The 20268-nt window shown below is 70.4% G+C and carries 17 protein-coding genes and 2 pseudogenes; 15 read left to right on the top strand and 4 right to left on the bottom strand.

Annotated features, from left to right (window positions below):
* Window positions 1-165 precede the first annotated feature (165 nt).
* The 5 genes from ACZ7L4_RS12015 to ACZ7L4_RS12035 all read left to right on the top strand — a co-directional run bounded on the left by ACZ7L4_RS12015 (window position 166) and on the right by ACZ7L4_RS12035 (window position 3697).
* Window positions 166-591: a RidA family protein gene (locus ACZ7L4_RS12015; RefSeq protein ID WP_472101592.1), complete on the top strand. Its 426-nt coding sequence runs from the start codon at window positions 166-168 to the stop codon at window positions 589-591.
* Window position 592: 1 nt separating this feature from the next.
* Window positions 593-1483 (top strand): fumarylacetoacetate hydrolase family protein, encoded by an 891-nt coding sequence (locus ACZ7L4_RS12020; RefSeq protein ID WP_472101593.1) that lies wholly within the window; start codon window positions 593-595, stop codon window positions 1481-1483.
* A gap of 36 nt (window positions 1484-1519) precedes the next feature.
* Window positions 1520-1921 (top strand): cupin domain-containing protein, encoded by a 402-nt coding sequence (locus ACZ7L4_RS12025; protein WP_472101594.1) that lies wholly within the window; start codon window positions 1520-1522, stop codon window positions 1919-1921.
* Between the two features lie 9 nt (window positions 1922-1930).
* Window positions 1931-2638, top strand: coding sequence for a fumarylacetoacetate hydrolase family protein (locus ACZ7L4_RS12030; RefSeq protein WP_472101595.1), 708 nt, complete (start codon window positions 1931-1933; stop codon window positions 2636-2638).
* 165 nt (window positions 2639-2803) lie between these two features.
* The gene (locus ACZ7L4_RS12035) at window positions 2804-3697 is read left to right on the top strand and encodes a PaaX family transcriptional regulator (RefSeq protein WP_472101596.1); all 894 of its coding nucleotides are present in this window, start codon (window positions 2804-2806) and stop codon (window positions 3695-3697) included.
* A 536-nt stretch (window positions 3698-4233) separates the two neighbouring features.
* On the opposite strand, the gene ACZ7L4_RS12040 is transcribed toward ACZ7L4_RS12035, so the two are convergent.
* Genes ACZ7L4_RS12040 through ACZ7L4_RS12050 form a run of 3 tightly spaced genes read right to left on the bottom strand, consistent with a single transcriptional unit; the run spans window position 4234 to window position 7016 of the window.
* Complete coding sequence (locus tag ACZ7L4_RS12040) at window positions 4234-5052, bottom strand: citryl-CoA lyase (protein ID WP_472101597.1); 819 nt, start codon at window positions 5050-5052, stop codon at window positions 4234-4236.
* Window positions 5053-6258, bottom strand: a complete 1206-nt coding sequence (locus tag ACZ7L4_RS12045) for a CaiB/BaiF CoA transferase family protein (RefSeq protein ID WP_472101598.1) — start codon at window positions 6256-6258, stop codon at window positions 5053-5055.
* A complete protein-coding gene (locus ACZ7L4_RS12050; RefSeq protein WP_472101599.1) occupies window positions 6255-7016 on the bottom strand; it encodes an IclR family transcriptional regulator in 762 nt (253 codons plus the stop codon). The genes ACZ7L4_RS12045 and ACZ7L4_RS12050 overlap by 4 nt, the downstream gene beginning before the upstream one ends.
* 158 nt (window positions 7017-7174) lie before the next feature.
* Here ACZ7L4_RS12050 and ACZ7L4_RS12055 point away from each other — a divergent pair, with 158 nt between their 5' ends.
* From ACZ7L4_RS12055 to ACZ7L4_RS12085, 7 genes and pseudogenes are all read left to right on the top strand, one after another.
* Complete coding sequence (locus ACZ7L4_RS12055; protein ID WP_472101600.1) at window positions 7175-8533, top strand: MFS transporter; 1359 nt, start codon at window positions 7175-7177, stop codon at window positions 8531-8533.
* A 197-nt stretch (window positions 8534-8730) separates the two neighbouring features.
* A complete protein-coding gene (locus tag ACZ7L4_RS12060; RefSeq protein ID WP_472101601.1) occupies window positions 8731-9171 on the top strand; it encodes an Lrp/AsnC family transcriptional regulator in 441 nt (146 codons plus the stop codon).
* Window positions 9172-9474: 303 nt separating this feature from the next.
* Entirely contained in the window at window positions 9475-12444 is a 2970-nt protein-coding gene (locus ACZ7L4_RS12065) for an aminotransferase (RefSeq protein WP_472101602.1), read from the top strand.
* Window positions 12445-12506: 62 nt separating this feature from the next.
* Window positions 12507-13829: a flavin monoamine oxidase family protein gene (locus tag ACZ7L4_RS12070; protein WP_472101603.1), complete on the top strand. Its 1323-nt coding sequence runs from the start codon at window positions 12507-12509 to the stop codon at window positions 13827-13829.
* Between the two features lie 58 nt (window positions 13830-13887).
* Window positions 13888-14201: pseudogene (locus ACZ7L4_RS12075) on the top strand (hypothetical protein); the annotation flags it as partial.
* A 122-nt stretch (window positions 14202-14323) separates the two neighbouring features.
* Window positions 14324-14443, top strand: a pseudogene (locus ACZ7L4_RS12080) (LuxR C-terminal-related transcriptional regulator); the annotation flags it as partial.
* Between the two features lie 421 nt (window positions 14444-14864).
* Window positions 14865-15716, top strand: a complete 852-nt coding sequence (locus ACZ7L4_RS12085; protein ID WP_472101604.1) for a DUF418 domain-containing protein — start codon at window positions 14865-14867, stop codon at window positions 15714-15716.
* Between the two features lie 181 nt (window positions 15717-15897).
* On the opposite strand, the gene ACZ7L4_RS12090 is transcribed toward ACZ7L4_RS12085, so the two are convergent.
* Window positions 15898-16362 (bottom strand): GNAT family N-acetyltransferase, encoded by a 465-nt coding sequence (locus ACZ7L4_RS12090; RefSeq protein WP_472101605.1) that lies wholly within the window; start codon window positions 16360-16362, stop codon window positions 15898-15900.
* 176 nt (window positions 16363-16538) lie between these two features.
* On the opposite strand from ACZ7L4_RS12090, the gene ACZ7L4_RS12095 reads away from it, so the two are divergent.
* From ACZ7L4_RS12095 to ACZ7L4_RS12105, 3 genes are read left to right on the top strand one after another with little or no spacing between them, the layout of a single operon-like run.
* Window positions 16539-17114 carry a 2Fe-2S iron-sulfur cluster-binding protein gene (locus ACZ7L4_RS12095; protein ID WP_472101606.1) on the top strand — a complete coding sequence of 192 codons (576 nt, stop codon included), beginning with the start codon at window positions 16539-16541 and terminating at the stop codon, window positions 17112-17114.
* Window positions 17111-18103, top strand: coding sequence for an FAD binding domain-containing protein (locus ACZ7L4_RS12100; RefSeq protein WP_472101607.1), 993 nt, complete (start codon window positions 17111-17113; stop codon window positions 18101-18103). The genes ACZ7L4_RS12095 and ACZ7L4_RS12100 overlap by 4 nt, the downstream gene beginning before the upstream one ends.
* A gap of 45 nt (window positions 18104-18148) precedes the next feature.
* Window positions 18149-20245, top strand: coding sequence for a xanthine dehydrogenase family protein molybdopterin-binding subunit (locus ACZ7L4_RS12105; protein WP_472101608.1), 2097 nt, complete (start codon window positions 18149-18151; stop codon window positions 20243-20245).
* Window positions 20246-20268 lie beyond the last annotated feature (23 nt).

Genomic DNA, 20268 nt, shown 5'->3' on the forward strand with positions numbered 1-20268 from the left:
GGACTCCGGTGGTGGTCGGGGCTGCGATCCGCTGTGGGGCCGCCCGGGATCCGGGCCCCGAAAATCATGTCTCGTATTTTTCACGGTCGTCATTTAAAGTCAACACGTCGGCGGGATCGCAGGCCCGGAGTCGGTCCCGCCTGCCCCTCAACCCTTGGAGGCCCCATGCCCCTCGCCATCAACCCGTCCGCCCTCCCCGCGCCCAGCGGCTACTCGCACGGGACCCTCACGGGCAATACGCTCCACCTGGGCGGACAGACCGCGCTCGACGCCAACATGCAGATCGTCCCCGGCGGCATCGTCGAACAGTTCCGGCAGGCCTTCGGCAACATGCTGACCACGCTGGGCGAGGCCGGCGGCAAGCCCGAGGACCTGGTCAGCGTCACCCTGTACCTCACCGACATCCCGGACTACCAAAAGCACGGCAGGGAGATCGGCAGGGCCTGGCGCGAGCTCGCCGGCCCGGTCTACCCGGCGATGGCCGGCATCGGCTGCACCGCCCTCTGGCAGCCCGACGCCCTGATCGAGATCCTCGGAGTGGCCGTCATCCCCGACGAGCGGATCGTCACCCCGCAGGCATGCGTGGCCTGAGATGAGACTCGCTTCCTTCACCACGGGCTCCGAGCGCCTGATCGGAGCCGTGGACCGCGACGGAGAAACAGTCGCCGTCCTGCCGCCCTCCCTCGGCACTGCGGACGACATCATCCGCGGGGGCGCGCCCTCCCTCGAGGCCGCGCGCACGGCGGCCGCCACGTCCACCGACATCCGCCCTCTGGCAGCGGTCCACCTGCAGTCGCCGCTGCGGCGCTTCAACCGCGACATCCTGTGCACCGGTTGGAACTACCTGGACCACTTCGAGGAGTCCAGGGGGAAGCGCGAAGGGCAGGGCCCCGACGAGCTCCCGCTCCACCCCACGTTCTTCACCAAGGGCCCCGACACGGTCATCGGCCCGACCGACGACATCGCCCACGACGCCACGCTCTCCGCCAAGTGGGACTACGAGGCCGAAATCGCGCTGGTCATCGGCCGCGACGGCCGTTCGATCCCCGAGGAGAAGGCACTGGACCACGTCTTCGGCTACCTCGTCGCCAACGACATCTCCCAGCGCGACCTCCAGCGGGCCCACGGCGGTCAGTGGCTCAAGGGCAAGAGCCTCGACGCCACGATGCCGCTCGGCCCCTGGCTCACCACCGCCGACGAACTCGACGACCTCACCGGCCTCCAGGTGCAGTGCGAGGTCAACGGCCGCCTGCTGCAGAACGCTTCGAGCGGCCAGATGGCCTTCTCCTTCGCCCGCATCATCGCCGAACTCAGCCACGGCATGACGCTGCGCGCGGGCGACGTCGTCCTCACCGGCACCCCCAGCGGCATCGGCAGCGCACGCGACCCGCAGATCTTCCTGTCCGACGGCGACGTCGTCGTCACCCGTGTCAGCGGACTCGGTGAGCTGCGCAACAAGGTCACCCGCACCGCGCTCGGCTGACGTCCCACCCCCCAACGACAAGGAGAACCAGACCCCATGCCCGCCATCACGCCCATGGCAGACGACCTCAACGCCCTGCCGCCGCTGGCCTCTCGTTACGTCGACGTCGACAAGCTGCCCTGGAAGCCCACCGGTTTCCCCGGCATCGACATGAAGGTCCTGCTCCGCGAGGAGGAGACCGGGCTGCTCACCGCCCTGTTCCGCTGGGAGCCGGGCGCCGTCCTGCCCCTGCACGAGCACGTCGAGATCGAACAGACCTGGGTGCTCGAGGGCAGCATCGTCGACGCCGAGGGCGAGACCACCACCGGCAACTTCTCCTGGCGGCCCAAGGGCAACCAGCACCGCGCCTCGGCCCCGAACGGCGCGCTGGTGCTCTGCTTCTTCCTCAAGCCCAACCGCTTCCTCGAAGGCCCCGCAGCCGGAACCAACCTGGAGTAGGCGACCCCCGTGCAACTGCTCTCCTTCCGGCACGCCGGCCGGGAATCCTGGGGGCTCCTGGAAGGCGCCGAGGTCGTCGACCTCGGCGTCCGCCCGGAATTCGAAGCCCCCACCCTCGCCATCGCCCTGCGGGACGACGACCTCATGGGCATCGCCATGAACGCTGTCGGACTGCCACCGGACCACCAACTCGAGGACGTGGACGTTCTGGCCCCCATTCCGCAACCGTCGCGCATGGTGGTCCGGACGGGCAGTGCCAAACAGGAACGCGGGAGCCTCGGAGAGCCGGCGCCGCCAAGCGATGCGGCCCCGGCCTCGCCCCAACTACGCCCAGGGCTGGCCGCGGTCGTCGGCTACCCCTGCGCACACGTCCCACCGGACCGCGCCGCAGAGATGATCGTCGGCTACGCGTGCTACCTCGACGCGGACCGCCCCTCCTTCGGCCCCTACCTCGTCACTCCCGACGACTTTCGACAAACCGTGCGCGGCGACCTGACGGCCCACGTCGACGGGCAACTCGTACTGAGCCGACCGGTGGCCGCGTTCGCCCGTCACCTGGACACACTCCTCGTGGAAGCGTCGGCGTCGGCCCCCCTGCGCCCGGGCGACGTCCTCGCCGTCACGGACCCCTCAGTGGTACGCGCGGAGAGGGAAGGCAGCCGGTTCGAGTTGACGATGCCCCACGGGGGCGTCCTCCGTCGCACACCGCCCGCCTGAACCTTCGAGCGGTTCGAACTCACCTAAAATCCTCCCTGGCCCAGAATCAGGCCCATGTGACAGGCCTCCCTGACCACGGATGGAGACAGCAGTGGACCGCGCCCGCAGGTCAGCGAGACGACGGGGACCCATGGTGTCCCCGCAGCGCACGACGGCGGTGACGGCATGACCGCGCGGTCGACGCAGGGGTCGGAAACGACCACAGCCGACAACTCCTCGGCAAAGGGCGCGCGCACCGAGCGCGAGTCCCGGCACGCACCGCTCATCCTCACCGTCTTCGCCCTGTACGCCAGAGGCGAGCGAACCTGGCTGTCCGTCGCCTCCCTGATCGACCTCATGGGGGACCTGGGCGTGGACAGCAAAGCTGTCCGTTCCTCGATCTCCCGCATGAAACGCCGCGAGGTCCTGTGCGGCGAACGCCGGGGCAGCGCGGCCGGCTACACGCTCGGGGCGGCGACACTCGACGCTCTCGCCGAGGGGGATGTCCGCATCTTCCACCGGAGCAGGGCTCACCTCGAAGACGGCTGGGTCCTGGTCACGTACTCGGTGCCCGAGGCCGAGCGTGAAAAGCGACATGCCCTGCGCACCGTCCTGACCCAGCTGGGTTTCGGGTCCGTCGCGGCCGGAATCTGGGTAGCTCCGGGCACGTTGGCCGCCGAGACCCGCCGCACCCTGGAACGTCGTCAACTTGCCGACTACGTCGAACTCTTCACCGGAGACCACTTCGCTTTCGGCGACCTGAAGGACAAGGTCGCAACCTGGTGGAACCTCGGCGAACTCGCCGCACTGTACGAGGAGTTCCTTCAGCACTCCGCCACCACCTTGAATGCCCTCGCCGGACGAGAGCCCGAGCCGATCGAGGCCTTTCGCGCCTACGTGCCGATGCTGACGCAGTGGCGCCGAATGCCGTACCTCGATCCCGGGCTGCCGCTCGACCTGCTCCCAGCCAACTGGAACGGCGTCGCCGCAGGCAAGATGTTCGATCGCCTCCACGCACTCCTGAGCGTCCCGGCCGCGGAACATGCGGCACGGGTCCTGCGGCACGCGGAGGGCGCTTAGCGAGCGTCGTCACTCGGGTTTCGTCTTCCGGATTCGCGGATTCGCGGATTCGCAGCAACCGTTCGTTCCTGACGGTGCCGCACCACGTGTGCACCGATCGGGCACGGCAGGTGGGTGAGCACGCTGCTCAGGAGCCGCCAATTCAGCAGTCCCGCGTGTCAGCCGGATCCTTACCGACCCGCCGCCCGAGTGCCGACGTCCAGCCGACGCCAGCGGTCCTCGGCGCCGCGGGATATGTGATGACCGCCAGTCCGACCTGGCCCGACGTATTGGCGATGAGGCCGACACCTGCGGCGGCGGTGAGGGCGAACGGCCGCCGCAGCACGGCGCAGGTTCAAGCCACCGTCACACCGGTGGCGGGTTCCCCGCGCCGCATTCGGGGACGCCTTCCAGCCAGGCACCGCCGCGTACGTAGATGTTGGAGATCCACGCGTTTCGGGGATGGGCGCGAGGTCTTGCTGACGTCGTGGCAGAACGCCCATGACTTGGCTACCAGTTCATGTGGCTGGAGCTTTCAGGCGGCTGGTCCAGCGCTGCTACGTGGGATTCACGTCACGCGTCGTCACCCCGTGGTACCCGGCCAACAGCGGCCTGGGCAGGGGCCCCTTGATCCGGGCGCCGGTCTCGTGTTCCTCCCAGGCATGCGCGAGGATGCCGACGCTGCGCGAGAGGACGAACAGGCCGCGGCCCAGTTCCGCGGGGAAGCCCAGTTCGGCGTAGATGATGGCCGTCGCCCCGTCGATGTTCATCGGGACCGGGCGGGCGCGCCCCTTGGCCAGTGCCTCCTCCAGTGCCAGACCGGCGGCCAGCGCGCGGCCCGGTACTTCCCCCGCGGCGACCGCTTCTCGTACCAGCGCCAGCAGGGGATCGCGGCGCGGGTCGTGCGGGTGGAAGCGGTGCCCGAATCCGGGCACGTACGCCTTGCGTGACCTGAACTCGGCGACCAGGTCAGCGGGTTGGGCTCCCGCGACGATCCGCTCCAGCACCTCCATGCACTGCTGGCCCGCCCCGCCGTGGACGTCGCCCAGCAGCCCCGCGCCCGTGGCCACCGCGCTGTTGAGGCCGACCCCGCAGGTGGCCGCCATCCGTGCGGCGGCGATGGAGGGAGCCTGCGGGCCGTGGTCGACGGCGGCCACGAGGGCGGCCTCCAGGAGCTTTCCCTGGGCGGGGGTGGGGAGTTCGCCGCGCAACATCAGCCAGATCTGCTCGGCGAAGGTGATGCGGCCGATGAGCTGTTGCACCGGGTAGCCGCGGAGCAGGATCTCACCGGGGCGGATGCGGCTCACTGCGGTGGACCACCAGTCGGTGACCCGGTCCTGCTCGATCAGGCCTTCAGGTGTGGGGGACCCGCTCATTTACACCGCTCCCTGTGTGCGCAGTTCTTCGATCTCCCGCTCGCCGTAGCCGAGTTCGGCCAGCACCGCGTCCGTGTGCTCGCCGAGTCGTGGGGGCGGGCCGCCCGGGCCGGCCGGTTCGCCGTCCACCCGGATCGCGCTGCCCAGTACCTGGAGGGAACGGTCGCGGCCGTCGGGGAAGGGCAGGTCGTGGACGAAGCCGCGGGCCGCCAGTTGCTCCAGGCCGAGGGCGTCCGGGACGGACAGCACGCGGGCCGCGGGAACCCCCGCGTCGGAGAGGATCTCCTCCCACTCCTTGGCGGTCCGCAGCGCGAGCCCGGCCTCGACCTCGGAGCGCAGTGCCTCGCGGTGTGTCTTGCGGTCGGCGGGGTGTGCGAAGCGCGGGTCCGACAGCAGATCCTCGCGGTCGATGAGGCGGCACAGCGTCGCGAACTGCTGCTGACGGTTGGCGGCGATGTTGAGGTGTCCGTCGGCGGTCGCGAAGGTGCCGGAGGGGGCCGCGGTGAAGTTCTCGTTGCCCATGGGCTGCGGACTGCGGCCGGTGATCAGGTAGTTGGACGTGACCCAGCCCATCGCGGTGAGCGCGGACTCCAGCATGGACACGTCGAGGAGGGCGCCCTCACCCGTGCGCGCCCGGCGCACGAGCGCGGCCGCGATCGCGTACGCCGCCGCCATGCCGCCCAGCGTGTCCGCGACAGGGAACCCGGCCCGCAGCGGGGTGACATCGGGGGTACCGGTGACACTCATCATGCCGCTGAGACCCTGCACGATCTGGTCGTAAGCGGGACGGTGGCGCATCGGCCCTGTCTGCCCGAAGCCGGAGATGGCGCAGTAGACGAGGCCCGGGTTCTCGGTCTTGAGCACGTCCCAGCCGACACCGAGGCGGTCCATCACACCGGGCCGGAAGTTCTCCACCAGGACATCGGCGTCGCGCACGGCCCGGAGCAGGGCCTCCTTGCCGGCCGGGTCCTTGAGGTTGAGGGTCAGCGAGCGTTTGCCGGCGTTCTGTGCGAGGAACGAGGCGCCGAGCAGGTCCTCGCTGAGCTCGCGATCGGCACCCAACTGTCGTGCCAGATCGCCGGATTCGGGCATCTCGACCTTGACGACATCGGCGCCCTGGAGGGCGAGCTGGTAGCCCGCGAAGGGGCCCGCGAGGACGTTGGTGAGGTCGAGGACGCGTATGCCCTCGAGCAGTGGCGTACTCATCGGGTGGTGCCTCCGATGCAGTCGAGGGCGGTGAGTGCGGTGGCGGACTCGACCAGGAGTTTCCCGAAGTCGGCCACGGTCTCCTCGGTGAAACGGGTGGTGGGCCCGCCCAGGGCCAGCGCGGCGACCACGCGCCCGGACGGGTCGAAGACCGGCGCGGCCACACCGGACACCCCCGCCTCGCGCTCCCCGTGACTGGCCGACCAGCCTGTCACCGCGGCCCGCTGCGACCTCTCCCACAGCAACGCGGGCCAGTCCTCGTGCGGCGCCCCGGCCGCGACGGCCTCGACATCGGCACGGTCGGCGCGGGAGAGCAGGACATGACTGGCCGCGCCGGACCACAGGGGCATCTCCTCCCCGACGCGGACCACGTGGCGAAGGGTGCGGGTGCCCTCCTGCCGGGCGATGCACACGCGGGCGCCCTGCTGCCGTACGTACAGGTGTACGGCCTCTCCGCTGCTGGCGTCGCTCAGCCGCTTCATCAGCGCGAGCGCCTCCTCGGGCAACTGCCAGGTGGAGGTGGCCAGTTCGGCCCAGCGCAGCAGTCCGGGGCCGGGCACCGTGCGACCGTCGCCACGGCTCCACAGCAGTCCGCACTGCTCCAGGGTGTGCACGAGGCGGACGACGGTGGACTTGGCGAGCCCCGTCTCGACGACCAGCTCGCGGACGGTGCGGGCCGGATGTTCGGCGTCGTACAGGGCGAGCAGGTCGACCGCGCGCTGCACGCTGCGCACGCCCCCCGCTTCGGACTCGGGCATGGGTCTCCTCCCGGAAACAGAACATGTCGGCGCCGACCCCTTGTCACGGGGTGGGCCCCTCCATAACATCACCGAACCATTCAGCGGCACAAGAGGACCACCAGGTGGTACGCCGGTGTTTCTTGCCCGTGTCAGGCGTTCGGCGACGAGGGAGTCCCATGAGTCAAGTGGCAAGCAGAAGGCGGCTGGTGCAGCCAAGGGTGGCGGTCGCGGCCGTCTTCGGGACGACCGTCGAGTGGTACGACTTCGCGCTCTACGGCACTGCCGCGTCCCTGGTCTTCAACAAGGTGTACTTCCCCGACAGCGACCCGCTCGTCGGCACGATCCTCGCCTACGGCACCTTCGCCATCGGCTTCCTCGCACGCCCGCTGGGCGGCGCCTACTTCGGGGAGAAGGGAGACACCCAGGGCCGCAAGAAGGTCCTCGTGGCCACCCTGCTCCTGATGGGCGTGGCCACCACCGCCATCGGGCTGCTGCCGACGTACGGACAGATCGGCGTGGCTGCCCCGGTGCTCCTGACGCTGCTGCGCTTCGTGCAGGGGTTCGCCGCGGGCGGCGAGAAGACCGGTGCGCTCATCATCCTCTTCGAGAACGCCCCGCCGAAATGGCGCGGGCTGCTCACCTCGCTGCCCGCCATCGGCACGGGCACCGGCACCCTGCTGTCCACCGGCGTCTTCGCGCTGTGCACCGGGCTGCTCAGCGACGAGGCATTCCTGGCCTGGGGCTGGCGCATCCCGTTCCTGCTCAGCGCGGTACTCACCCTGTTCGGCCTGTGGGTGCGCAGGTCCCTCGACGAGACCGCCGAGTTCAAGGAGAGCGGCGCCCCCGCTCCCCGCGAGCGGACCGGCACCTGGCGCCAACGCCTCGCCCGCACCCGGTTCGTGGAGGCCTGGCGGCGCTACCCCAAGGAGATGATGATCGTCATCGGCGCGGGAGCCGCCGAGAACGCCGGCTACTACATCTTCGGCACCTTCTCCGTCGCGTACGCCGAGGACCGGGGCCTGTCGACCGCCGCGCTGCTCAGCGGGATCTCGATCGCCGCAGCGGTGAAACTGGTGACGGTGCCCGCGTTCGGCGCGCTCTCCGACCGCATCGGGCGGCGGGCCGTGTCGGTCGGCGGGGCGCTGGTGCTGCTGCTCGCGGCATGGCCGTTCTTCTGGATCGTCGAGGGCGGCAGCACCGCGCTCATCTGGGTCGCGCTGCTCGTCACGCTCGGCATCGGCCAGTCGGCGATCCTCGGCTCGCAGCCCGCCTTCTTCGCCGAACTCTTCGACACGAAGGTCCGGTTCAGCGCGGTCGGCGTCGCCAACAACATCGGCACCGTCCTGACCGGCGGGCTCGCTCCGATGCTGGCCACGGGGCTGCTGCTCTGGTTCGACCACAGCGTGACCGGCGTCGTCGTCTTCATCGCCCTGATGAGCGGCCTCACGGCGGGCACGGTCCTGCTGGCCAAGGAGACCCGGCCCGCGGCGGACTCCGAGGAGCGGGCCGGGGTTCCGGCGCCGATGTCGGGGTGAGGCGGGCCCGCACGGAGGCCGGCGTCAGTCGTGACCGTTGGCGGTCACTGACGGAATGAGCGTTGTGCGTCAGGGCTTTTCAGGGGCGGCCGACGCTCGGTTCTGTCGTGGAGGCATTTGATTCGAGTGCCGTGATCCGGCATGGTGCCTGAACCGAGTGCATGGCGTGCCGTTCATGCAGGGGAGTGAGGCGCTTCGTGGATGACATCGACCGGGCCATCCTGCGTGAACTGCAGGTCGACGGGCGTATCCCGTACGCCGACCTGGGGCCGAAGGTGGGACTGTCGCCGTCCGCCGCGCGGATCCGCCTGCAGCGGCTGATCGACGCCAAGGCCGTCCAGGTCGTCGGCGTGACCGACCCGATGACGATGGGCCAGCAGACGATGGCACTGCTGGGTCTGCGCATCGGGGGCGACTCGCGGGCGGTCGCCGATGAGCTCTCCCGGCACGACGAGGTCGTCTACACCGTGCTGACCTCCGGCCGCTATGACCTCTTCGCGGAGGTCGTGTGCGGTGATCCGCGCGGCCTGCTGGACTTCATCAATGACGTCGTGCGCGGCGTGGAGGGTGTCGCGTCCGTGGAGAGCTTCCCGTACTTCGCGATCCACACCCACCGGTTCATGTGGGAAGTCGACTAGGGACTGTTCCGTTCTGCAGCTGTCGGAGCCCCCGTGCCGTGTGCCGGCGCGGGGGCTCCGGCGTGTGCTGCTCCCGCTCGGGCCTCGCTCGGGTCCGCTTCGCGCTGCCGGGGTCCTCCTTGCCGTGTTGCGTCCCATCCACGCGTGATTCCTTCGTCGGAACTGTTGATTCGAGCGTCAAGATCCGCCATTGTGCTTGAAACGGTCACCGAGGTGAGTTCTCTGAGCTCCACCCGTGCGACCGGGGTGCGCCCACCGTCTGCTCGCTCCACGCTTCGTCCCCAGCCAGCCGAGGAACCCTGCATGCCGCACGACGAACACCGCACCATCGACTTCTTCGACCAGGGTGCGCTCCCCGCACCGCAGGTGACGCCCGATCAGGCGGACCACATCGCCGCGCAGCTGTACGGTTCCACCACCCGTGCCCAGGCGTTGGGCAGCCAGCAGGACGCCAACTTCCTGCTGCGTGCCGACGACGATTCGGTCCTCGCGATCCTGAAGATCGCCAACCCGGCCTTCGGCCCGGCGGAGCTGGAGGCGCAGGACACCGCCGCCGACCTCGTCGCCGAGGCACACCCGGAACTGCGGGTCGCCACCGTCCTCCGGCACCCCGACGGCACCCCTCGACGCCGCACGGTGGACACCGGGAGCGGCCCGGCGATCGCCCGGTTGCTGCGCCACCTTCCGGGCGGCACGCTCTCCGGGCCGCGGCACCTGACCCCGAGTACGGTCGCGGCCATGGGCGCGGTCGCCGCAAAAGTCACTGCCGCTCTGCGCGACTTCCGGCACCCGGGACTCGACCGGGTGCTCCAGTGGGACCTGCGCCACGCCCACCGTGTCGTGACGGAACTCGCAGGCCACATCGGTGAGCCGGACCGGCGCGAGGCCGTCCTCGCCGCGGCGGCCGATTCCTGGAGGCAGGTCGAAGCGCGGACCGACAGCCTGCCGGTGCAGGCCGTGCACCTCGACATCACGGACGACAACCTGATCCGTGCGCTCGACAGCGGTGTGTCGGTGTCCATGCAGGTGCCCGACGGAGTCATCGACTTCGGTGACCTGACCACGAGTTGGGCCGTCGGAGAGCTCGCCGTGTGCCTGTCCTCCATGCTCCACCACGACGGTGTCGAACCGCATCACGTGCTGCCCGCGGTACGTGCCTTCCACGCCGTCCGGCCGCTGTCGCGCGAGGAGCTGGAGTCGCTGTGGCCGCTCGTGGTCCTGCGCGCTGCCGTCCTGGTCGTCAGCGGCCGCCAGCAGGCAGCCGTCGACGAGGACAACGCCTACGCGGTGGCCGCCCTGGAACGCGAGTGGCGGATATTCGAGCAGGCCATCTGCCTGTCGGTGCCGGTCATGACGAACCTGGTCAAGAACGCGGTCGGCATGGCCGAGGCGGTGGAGTCGGCGGACGCGCCGACACACCCGCTGCTGCGCGGCCTGGCCGCCGACGACATCACGGTTCTGGACCTGTCCACCAGCGCAGACGCCATGGACCGCGGCGCCTGGCTCGAGGACGGAATCGAGGACCGCCTGGCGAACTCCGCGCTCGCGGACGGCGCCGCCGCCGTCGTCACCCCGTACGGGCAGGCCCGTCTCACCCGAGCGACACCGCTGTCTGCCGAGTCCGCCGCCACGGTGTCCACCGGCATCGATGTGTGGCTCGACCGGTCCGCCTGGGCGCAGGCCCCGGCCGAGGGGACGATCCTCGCGGTGGAGCCGGGCCGGGTGGAGGTCACGTACGGCACACGGGTGCTGACACTGACCTTCCCCGACACGGTTCTCCCGCTGGTCACCACCGGCTCCGTGGTCGAGGCGGGCGAGGGGCTGGTTCACCTCCAGTCCGGCACCACCCTGCACGTGTCTGTGCGCGACCCCGACTGTGCTGCTGTGCCTGTGCTGGTGAGGCCCGAGTATGCGGCCGGGTGGCTCGCGCTCACGGCCGATCCCGCCCCGCTGCTCGGCATACCCGCCGCACGTCGCGTCGAAGAGGCGGACCTGCTCGACCGCCGTGCCGCTGCGTTCGCGCCGGTGCAGGGGCACTACTACGCCGACCCGCCCCGCATGGAACGCGGTTGGCGCCACCACCTGCTGTCCATGGACGGCCGTGCCTATCTCGACATCGTCAACAACGTGACGCCGCTCGGCCACGCGCACCCCCGCGTCGAGCGGGCCGTCACCCGGCAGCTGCGCCGCCTCAACACCAACTCGCGTTTCCATTACGCCTCGGTGGTGGAGTTCACCGAACGGCTCGCCGCGCTGTTGCCCGTCCCGCTGGACACGGTGTTCCTGGTCAACTCCGGATCGGAAGCGGTCGATCTGGGCATGCGGCTCGCCCTCGGTGCGTCCGGACAGCCCGACGCGGTCGCCCTGCGCGAGGCGTACCACGGCTGGACCTACGCCTCCGACGCGATCTCCACCTCCCTCCAGGACAACCCCAACGCCCTGGCCACCCGGCCCAGTTGGGTGCACACCGTCGACTCGCCCAACTCCTACCGCGGCGTCCACCGCGGCCCGAACGCGCACCGGTACGCCCCCGAGGCGGTCGCCGCGATCGACGAACTCGCCGCATCCGGACGACCGGCGGGCGCCTTCATCAGCGAGACCTTCTACGGAAACGCCGGGGGAGTGGCACTACCGCAGGGGTACCTCGCCGAGGTGTACGCGGCCGTCCGCCGGCACGGTGGCCTGGCCGTCGCCGACGAGGTGCAGGTCGGCTACGGCCGTCTCGGCCACTGGTTCTGGGGATTCGAGCAGCAGCAGGTGGTCCCCGACATCGTCTGCGTGGCCAAGGCCATGGGCAACGGCTACCCGCTCGGCGCCGTCATCACGTCCAGTGCGATCGCGGAACGGTACCGGGAGCAGGGCTACTTCTTCTCCTCCACCGGCGGCAGCCCGGTCTCGAGCGCCGTCGGCCTCACCGTCCTCGACACCCTGCGCGACGAGGACCTCCAGGGCAATGCGGTACGCGTCGGAGGCCACCTCAAGGCGCGCCTGGAAGAGCTGGCCGACCGCCACCGCGTCATCGGAGCCGTACACGGCTCGGGCCTGTATCTCGGGCTCGAACTCGTCCGGGATCGCGGCACGTTGGAGCCCGCGACCGAGGAGACCGCCGAGCTCTGCGACCGCATGCTCGACCTCGGTGTGATCGTCCAGCCGACCGGCGACCACCTCAACATCCTGAAGATCAAGCCACCGCTGTGCATCGACGAGGCGGCGGCCGACTTCTTCGCCGACATGCTCGACCGCGCGCTCGCCCAGCTCGGACACACCCCGTGACGTCGCACACCGACGCCCGGCAGGCAGCCCCGTCCTCAGAACCCGGAGAAGTGAGAACGCCCATGGACACTGTCGTCGTCGGCGCGGGAGTCGCCGGCATCACCGCCGCGCGACTGCTGCACGCCGCAGGGCAACGCGTCGTCGTGCTCGAGGCACGAGACCGCGTCGGCGGGCGGGTGTGGACGGACCGTACGGCAGGGTTCTCCGTGGACCGTGGCGCTTCCTGGATCCATGGCCTCACCGGCAACCCCCTCACGGGACTTGTCGCCGAACTCGGCATGGAGACCCGCGAATTCACCGTGGGCAGTTTCCAGGCGGGCGGGCGGCCGATCGCCGACTACGACGAATTCCGGCGCCCGCTGGACGGGAACGCGACCCATCAGTGGACCAGCGACGTCGACCAGGCCGATGACGCCTTGCGGTCGGCCGTCGAGAAGTCCGGTCACGACGAGAGCTATGCGACGGCGGCCGACCGTGCCCTCGCCGCGACCGGCTGGGAACCCGAACGCGCCGAACGGGTCCGCGCGTTCTACCGGCATCGCACCGAGGAGCAGTGCGGCGCGGACGCCGAACAGGTCGCCGCGCACGGCCTCGACGAGGACGCCATCGAGGGCGACGAGGTGGTCTTCCCGGATGGCTACGACGTACTTCCCCGGGCTCTCGCGCAAGGCCTCGACGTACGGCTGGGAACGACCGTCACCACCATCACTCGATCGGCCACCGGGGCGCGGGTCGACACCGCGGACGAGTCCTTCGAGGCTGCCCAGGTGGTCGTCACGGTGCCGTTGGGTGTGCTCAAGGCAGGGGCGATCGAATTCAGGCCCGCGTTGCCCGACGCCGTCGCGGGCCCGATCGATCGACTCGGCATGGGCGTGTTCAACAAGGTCTTCCTGCAGTTCCCGGACCGGTTCTGGCAGGACGACATCTACGCGATCCGCCAGCATGGCCGTGCGGGTGTGCCCTGGCATTCCTGGTACGACGTCTCGATGGTGAGCGGCAAGCCCATGCTGCTGACCTTCGCCGGCGGAGCCTGGGGACGGGAGATCGAGCGGAGGACCGACGAAGAAGTGGTCGCGTCGGTCCTCGGCTCCCTCCGGGACATGTACGGGAGCTCGGTCCCCGGCCCTGTGGCGCACTGGATCACACGCTGGGGCAGCGACCCCCTGGCTCTCGGCTCGTACTCCTACGTCGCGGTCGGTTCCACGCACGACGACCACGATGCGATGGCAGGCCCTGTCGACGGGGTCCTCCACTTCGCGGGCGAGGCAACGTGGGGGAACGATCCGGCCACCGTCCATGGGGCGCTGTGCTCGGGGCACCGTGCGGCCGAGCGAATCCTCGGAGCAGCGGTTCCGCTCACCGGGCTCACACGGGTGGGGAGGTAGGTCCGGGCGCCACGAAGACCTGGAGCCAGGCCTCGTACCTCTCTCCCCAGGGGGACCCCTGACCAGTGTGGAAGTGTCACTGAAGACCCTACTGACCGAGATCGAGGGCGCGCTGGGAGCCGCCGTCGTCGACTACACCGGCGGCTTGGCCCTCGGTCCCCTGGGCGGCGGCAAGGGGCTCGACCTGAACGTCGCCGCGGCCGGGAACACCGATGTGATCCGCGCCAAGACGCGCACCATGGAGACGCTCGGCCTCAAGGAAAAGGTCGAGGACATCCTGATCACTCTGGGCACCCAGTCATCGACGAGGCCCGCTCGAACCTCGCCATGGCCTGTCACCACCTCAGGCGCACCGAGGAGCAACTGGAAGTCTGCGGGGAAGAAGATAGAAGAATCGGATGCCCCAGAGTTCTTCTGCATGCTCGGGCACCCCATCCGCATCCGCGTCCTCGAACTCCTGCAGAACGGGCCGCTGTCCGTACGGGACCTGTGCGGCGACAGTGAAGGCCCACGTGAGCCGGATCCTGACCAGGCTGGGCCTTCGAAACCGCGTCCAGATTGCGCTGCTCATGCATGACGCGGGCGTGCTGGACGGGGACGCCGGGCACTCGTAGACCAAAGTCGGTGCGCTCTCGACCTTCGGCCGACGTGGTGTGGACAGGGCATGCCGTTGTCTGAAGCCATGACGACGGACATGGCTTCAGACACGCCGCCGGACCGCTCCGGACCGACGGACCTGGCAGGTCGGGCCCTCGCGCCCGACCTGGCGCGCGGCTGCATGCTGCTGTTCATCGCCCTCGCCAACTCCCATTACTTTCTTCAGGGTTCGAAGGTCATCGGGGGCTTCCCGCAGGGGGATCCGTACTCGACTCGACGACCGCCTGGACGATCTCGACGTTCGTGGACGGCCGGGCGTTCCCGATGTTCGGCCTGCTCTTCGGTTACGGGCTGGCTCACATCGTGCGGCGGCAGGTGGCATCTCGGCCGCGGCCACGCGACGTCCGGCGCCTGCTGTGGCGACGCAGCCTGGCCCTCGTGGTCGTCGGTACCCTGCACGCGCTCCTGCTGTACGTCGGCGACATCCTGGCCGCTTACGGTGTGCTGCTGTTCGCGGCGGCATGGATGGTGCGATGGAAGGACCGCTGGCTGATGCTCACCGCCGTGCTGTTCTTCGTACTCCTTGCGCTGCCGAACGACGGTTCGTCGGCCGTGAGCAGTGATCCGCCGCATGTGTCGATGTTGCCCCCGGACGTAGGCACGATGATCACGAGCCGCCTCGCTGTGGCCCCCTTCGTGGCGCTCCTCGGGCCGATGGGGTTCCTGTGCCCGCTCGCGGTCGGCCTGTGGGCGGGACGCCGCCGGCTCCTGGAGCGGCCCGAGCAGTACCGGACGCTCCTGCGGATCACTGCCGCTGCCGGAATCGGGACAGCGTCGCTCGGTGCCCAGCCTGCCGCGCTGACTGCCTCCGGTTTCGTCGCCACCCCCGGCCCGCACACCCTGGAATGGATCGGCCCGCTGCACGATGCAACGGGTGTACTCGGCGGGTTCGGTTACGCGGCGCTGGTGGCTCTGGTCGCGGCGCGGATCGGCGCCCGGCGGGGGCGGGTGGTGAGCGCCGTCGCCGCCACCGGCCAGCGCTCGATGACCTGCTACCTCGCCCAATCGGTGGTCTGGGCCGTGGTGTTCACGCCCTTCCTCCTCGACCTCTCCGGCACCCTGACCGTCGCCATCACAGCGCTGCTCGCTACCGCCACCTGGTGCGCGACCGTGCTGCTCGCCTCCCGGATGCAGAGGCTGGGGCGGCGCGGCCCCTTCGAGATACTCGTGCGGCGTGTCACCTATGGCAGACCGGACCGGACCAAGTCTTCGCCCGCCACGGCGAATTGATCACACACGACGGCTGCCACCCGAGAGCCTGGCGACCATAGGATCCACCCCCCATGACGGCGGCTGACGTGCGGCGGGACGGCAGAGCTGTCCACACGACATGGCGTCCAGGGGTGAGGCCCAGGCTGGGAACTACGTGACTCGGCCTGGGCAGATTGCGGCCATGCCAATGCCACGTCATTCAGGAGACGAGCCGACGATAGATCTGCCGTGACCCACCTTCCGGCCCTGGTCCCGCCGCCTCGGCGGGAACGAAGCCCAGCGACTCATAGAAGGCGCGAGCACCGCTGGAAACGGCGCCTGGATGGTCGGCTCCGAAGGTGACCACTTCGATGGTGCCCGGCCCCTGCACGAACCTGCGTGACGCCTCGTCCATCAGCGCGCGACCGACCCCGCTGCCACGTCCCTCTTCCGAAACCACCAACCAATTGACGTGAAAGACAGGTGCCTTCGCGTCGAACAGCAACCCGCCGAGGATGTCTGGTCCTGCAGAGACGGCGACGAGCGCCGTCGACCGGCGAATTTGATCTTTGACGGCGCCATGGAAGCCAGGCTTCTCGACCATCGGGCCGAACCAGTGCTCGACCTGGGCAGCCAGGGCAAGGAAGCTCGGGAAGTCACACTCCTGCGCGGGTCTGACGATCACCCAAGCAGTCTGACAGACGAAGCCAGGGGCCCGGGCCAAGTACGTGCCACGGACCGGAGGTCCCACGCCCGGCCCGTCCTCCACATGCCGGAGTGTGTGTTCTGGCCCAGGCTGGATACGCGGGGTCGTGGACCGGACCACGCTTCGGACGTCGGACGACAGGGAGCAGAGCGCCCATGGCAACCGGTGCCTTCCACTCGGCAGTGTCACTGACCGTGAACGGCAAGGGCTGCGAGCTCACCGTCGACCATCGGGCCACACTGCTGGACGTCCTGCGCGAGCGGTTGGATCTGACCGGCGCGAAGAAGGGGTGTGACCACGGCCAGTGCGGCGCCTGCACCGTGCTCGTCGATGGGCGTCGCGCCAACAGTTGCCTGCTGCTGGCCGTGGCCCAGGACGGGTGTGACATCACCACGGTCGAAGGTCTGCGGGCCGACGACGGCCGGGATGGCCCCGACAGCGAGGGCCTGGGCAGCGACCGTGAAGGCCACCTGCACCCCCTCCAGCGCGCCTTCCTCGCCCGTGACGCCTTCCAATGCGGCTACTGCACACCCGGCCAGCTCTGCTCCGCCGTCGGTGCCATCGCCGAGGCCGAGGCGGGCCACCCCTCGTACGTGACGGATCCGGGCGCGGAACCGGGCGAGCCCGTCGCGCTGAGCAGGGACGAGATCCGTGAGCGGCTCAGTGGCAATCTGTGTCGCTGCGGGGCCTATCCGCACATCGTCGAGGCCGTCGAGGACGTGACCCGATGAAGGAGTTTCAGTATGTACGGGCCCGTAGCGTCGACGAGGCGACCGCGGCCCACGCGAGTCACCCCGGCTCCCGCTACCTGGGCGGTGGCACCAACCTCGTCGACCTGATGAAGCTGGGCGTGGAGACGCCCGGAACGCTGGTCGATGTGAGCGGGCTTCCGTTGGACGGGGTCGAGGAGCTCGCGGATGGGTCCGTGCGCGTCGGGGCGACCGTCCGCAACAGTGACCTCGCCGCACACCCCTTGGTGCGTACCCGCTATCCCGTGCTGCCGCAGGCGCTGCTCGCGGGGGCCTCGGGGCAGCTGCGCAACATGGCCACGACCGGCGGCAATCTGTTGCAGCGCACCCGCTGCCCCTACTTCCAGGACCTCGGTAAACCCTGCAACAAACGCGAGCCCGGCACCGGCTGCGCGGCGCGCGACGGCGTTCACCGCGACCACGCGGTCCTGGGGCACTCGCCGCAGTGCATCGCCACCCACCCCTCGGACATGGCGGTCGCGCTCGCCGCACTCGAGGCCCAGGTGGAGCTGCACGGCGCGGAAGGTCGGCGCACGGTGCCCGCGGCCGAGTTCCACCGGCTGCCCGGTGACCGTCCTGACCTGGACACCGAGATCGCGTCCGGGGAGCTCGTCACCGGCGTGCTGCTCCCGGCCGCCGCCGCCGGGCTTCCCTCCGCCTACCGCAAGGCGCGCGACCGGGCCTCGTACGCCTTCGCGCTCGCCTCGGTGGCTGTCGCCCTGAGGGTGGAGGACGCCGTGGTGCGCGAGGTCCGCATCGCGTTCGGCGGTCTGGCGCACCGGCCCTGGCGGGCGTTGCGCGCCGAGCAGGTGCTGACGGGCGAGGTCGCGGGGGAGGAGGCGTTCGAGAGGGCCGTCGACGTGGAACTCGAGGCCGCCGAACCGCTGCGCGACAACGCGTTCAAGGTGCGCCTCGCCCGCAATCTGGCCTGCGACATGCTGCGCCGCCTGACGCCGCCCGGAGTCTCCTGACACGGCAGACCGCCTCACCCCACCCGCTCTCCAGGGAGAAGAACCATGCCGGACACCACCAGCGCCCTCGGGTCGCCTGCCGCGCGCAGGGAAGGCCCGGCCAAGGTGACCGGGGCCGCCCGTTACGCGGCCGAACACACCCCCGAGGGCTGTGCCTACGCCTGGCCGGTGCCGGCCGGCGTGGCGCGGGGTGAGGTCACCGCCGTCGACGACACGGCGGCGCGGGCACTGCCCGGTGTCGTCACCGTCCTCACCCACCTCAACGCGCCGCGCCTGGCCGAACCGGACGACGCGACGCTCGGCGTGCTCCAGAACGCCCGGGTCCCGCACCGCGGCTGGTACGTCGCCCTCGTCGTCGCCGACAGCCTGGAGACGGCACGCGAGGGAGCCGCCGCCGTCCGTGTCACCTACGCCGAGGAACCCCATGACGTCACCCTGACCGCCGGCCACCCCGACGCCTACGTACCCGAGGACACCGACGGCACCTCCGGCGAGCACACACGCGGCGACGCCGACGCCGCGTACGACCGCGCGGACGCCCGGGTCGATGTCACCTACCGGGTGCCGCCGCTGCACAACCACCCGATGGAACCGCACGCGGCGACCGCCCACTGGGAGGGCGGTCGGCTCACCGTGTACGACTCCAGCCAGGGCGCCAGCACGGTACGTGACGTCCTGGCCGGCCTGTTCGAGCTGCCGAAGGACCAGGTGACGGTCGTCTCCGAACACGTCGGCGGCGGCTTCGGCGCCAAGGGCACACCACGGCCGCACGTGGTGCTCGCTGCCATGGCTTCCCGCGTCACCGGGCGGCCGGTCAAACTCGTCCTGCACCGGAGGGAGTTGGCGGCCGTCGTCGGCCACCGCTCGCCGACCGTGCAGAGGGTGCGGCTCGCGGCGGAGGCCGACGGCACCCTCACCTCCGTGGTTCACGAGGTGACCTCGCACACCTCCCGTATCAAGGAGTTCGTCGAGACGGCGGCCGCCGCCACCCGCGTCATGTACCCCTCGCCGCACGCCCGCACCACCCACCGGGTGCTCCCGCTCGACGTGCCCAGCCCCTCCTGGATGCGCGCACCGGGGGAGGCGCCGGGCATGTACGCCCTGGAGTCGGCGATGGACGAACTCGCGGAGACCCTCGGCCTCGACCCCGTCGAACTGCGGCTGCGCAACGACACCCGGCACGAACCCGACAGCTCCCGCCCCTTCAGCAGCCGCCACCTCGCCGAATGCCTGCGCGAGGGCGCCCGCCGCTTCGACTGGTCCGCACGCCACCCGCGCGCCCGCTCGCGCGCCGAGGGACCCGTCCTGGTCGGCTCCGGCGTGGCCGCGGCGACGTACCCCGTGATCGTGGCGCCGTCGCGCGCGAGCGCCCACGCCGCTGCGGACGGCAGCTTCGTCGTCCGGGTCAATGCCACCGACATCGGGACCGGCGCGCGTACCGTCCTGGCCCAGGTCGCCGCCGACGCACTCGGTGTCCCGTTGGACCGCGTGCGTACCGAAGTCGGCAACAGCGACCTCCCCACCGCCTCGCTCGCGGGCGGCTCCTCCGGCACGGCCTCCTGGGGCTGGGCCGTCCACGAGGCCTGTACGCGACTGGCGGCGGACCTCGCCGAGCGCAAGGGACAGCGGCTCCCTGCGGAAGGGCTCGATGCCACGGCCGACACGGCGGGCCGGGCCGACGCCGACAGCGCCTACGCGCGGCACGCCTTCGGCGCACACTTCGCCGAGGTCGGCGTCGACACGGTGACCGGCGAGGTCCGTGTGCGGCGCCTGCTCGGCGTCTATGCGGCGGGCCGCATCCTCAACTCCCGTACCGCACGCTCCCAGTTCATCGGCGGGATGACGATGGGCCTGGGGATGGCCCTCACCGAGGGCAGCACGCTGGACCCCGCCTTCGGTGACTTCGTGGAACGCGACCTCGCCGCCTACCACGTACCCGCGCACGCCGACGTGCCCGCGATCGAGGCGCACTGGATCGAGGAGGACGACCCTCACCTCAACCCCATGGGCAGCAAGGGCATCGGCGAGATCGGCATCGTCGGGACGGCCGCGGCCATCGGCAACGCCGTGCACCACGCGACCGGCGTCCGGCAGCGCGAGCTGCCGATCACGCCGGACCGGGTGCTGGCGGGCGGCGGCTGAGTGCGGCGGCCCGCTGGGGACGG

Source organism: Streptomyces sp. NPDC107575 (genome assembly GCF_055657265.1).

Excerpts from the sequence above, each read along its gene's own strand:
- ACZ7L4_RS12035 (WP_472101596.1), top strand. The coding sequence starts at position 2,804 with ATGACCGCGCGGTCGACGCAGGGGTCGGAAACGACCACAGCCGACAAC.
- ACZ7L4_RS12020 (WP_472101593.1), top strand. The coding sequence starts at position 593 with ATGAGACTCGCTTCCTTCACCACGGGCTCCGAGCGCCTGATCGGAGCC.
- ACZ7L4_RS12055 (WP_472101600.1), top strand. The coding sequence starts at position 7,175 with ATGAGTCAAGTGGCAAGCAGAAGGCGGCTGGTGCAGCCAAGGGTGGCG.
- ACZ7L4_RS12015 (WP_472101592.1), top strand. The coding sequence starts at position 166 with ATGCCCCTCGCCATCAACCCGTCCGCCCTCCCCGCGCCCAGCGGCTAC.
- ACZ7L4_RS12040 (WP_472101597.1), bottom strand. The coding sequence starts at position 5,052 with ATGAGCGGGTCCCCCACACCTGAAGGCCTGATCGAGCAGGACCGGGTC.
- ACZ7L4_RS12070 (WP_472101603.1), top strand. The coding sequence starts at position 12,507 with ATGGACACTGTCGTCGTCGGCGCGGGAGTCGCCGGCATCACCGCCGCG.
- ACZ7L4_RS12050 (WP_472101599.1), bottom strand. The coding sequence starts at position 7,016 with ATGCCCGAGTCCGAAGCGGGGGGCGTGCGCAGCGTGCAGCGCGCGGTC.
- ACZ7L4_RS12045 (WP_472101598.1), bottom strand. The coding sequence starts at position 6,258 with ATGAGTACGCCACTGCTCGAGGGCATACGCGTCCTCGACCTCACCAAC.
- ACZ7L4_RS12065 (WP_472101602.1), top strand. The coding sequence starts at position 9,475 with ATGCCGCACGACGAACACCGCACCATCGACTTCTTCGACCAGGGTGCG.
- ACZ7L4_RS12105 (WP_472101608.1), top strand. The coding sequence starts at position 18,149 with ATGCCGGACACCACCAGCGCCCTCGGGTCGCCTGCCGCGCGCAGGGAA.
- ACZ7L4_RS12100 (WP_472101607.1), top strand. The coding sequence starts at position 17,111 with ATGAAGGAGTTTCAGTATGTACGGGCCCGTAGCGTCGACGAGGCGACC.
- ACZ7L4_RS12095 (WP_472101606.1), top strand. The coding sequence starts at position 16,539 with ATGGCAACCGGTGCCTTCCACTCGGCAGTGTCACTGACCGTGAACGGC.
- ACZ7L4_RS12025 (WP_472101594.1), top strand. The coding sequence starts at position 1,520 with ATGCCCGCCATCACGCCCATGGCAGACGACCTCAACGCCCTGCCGCCG.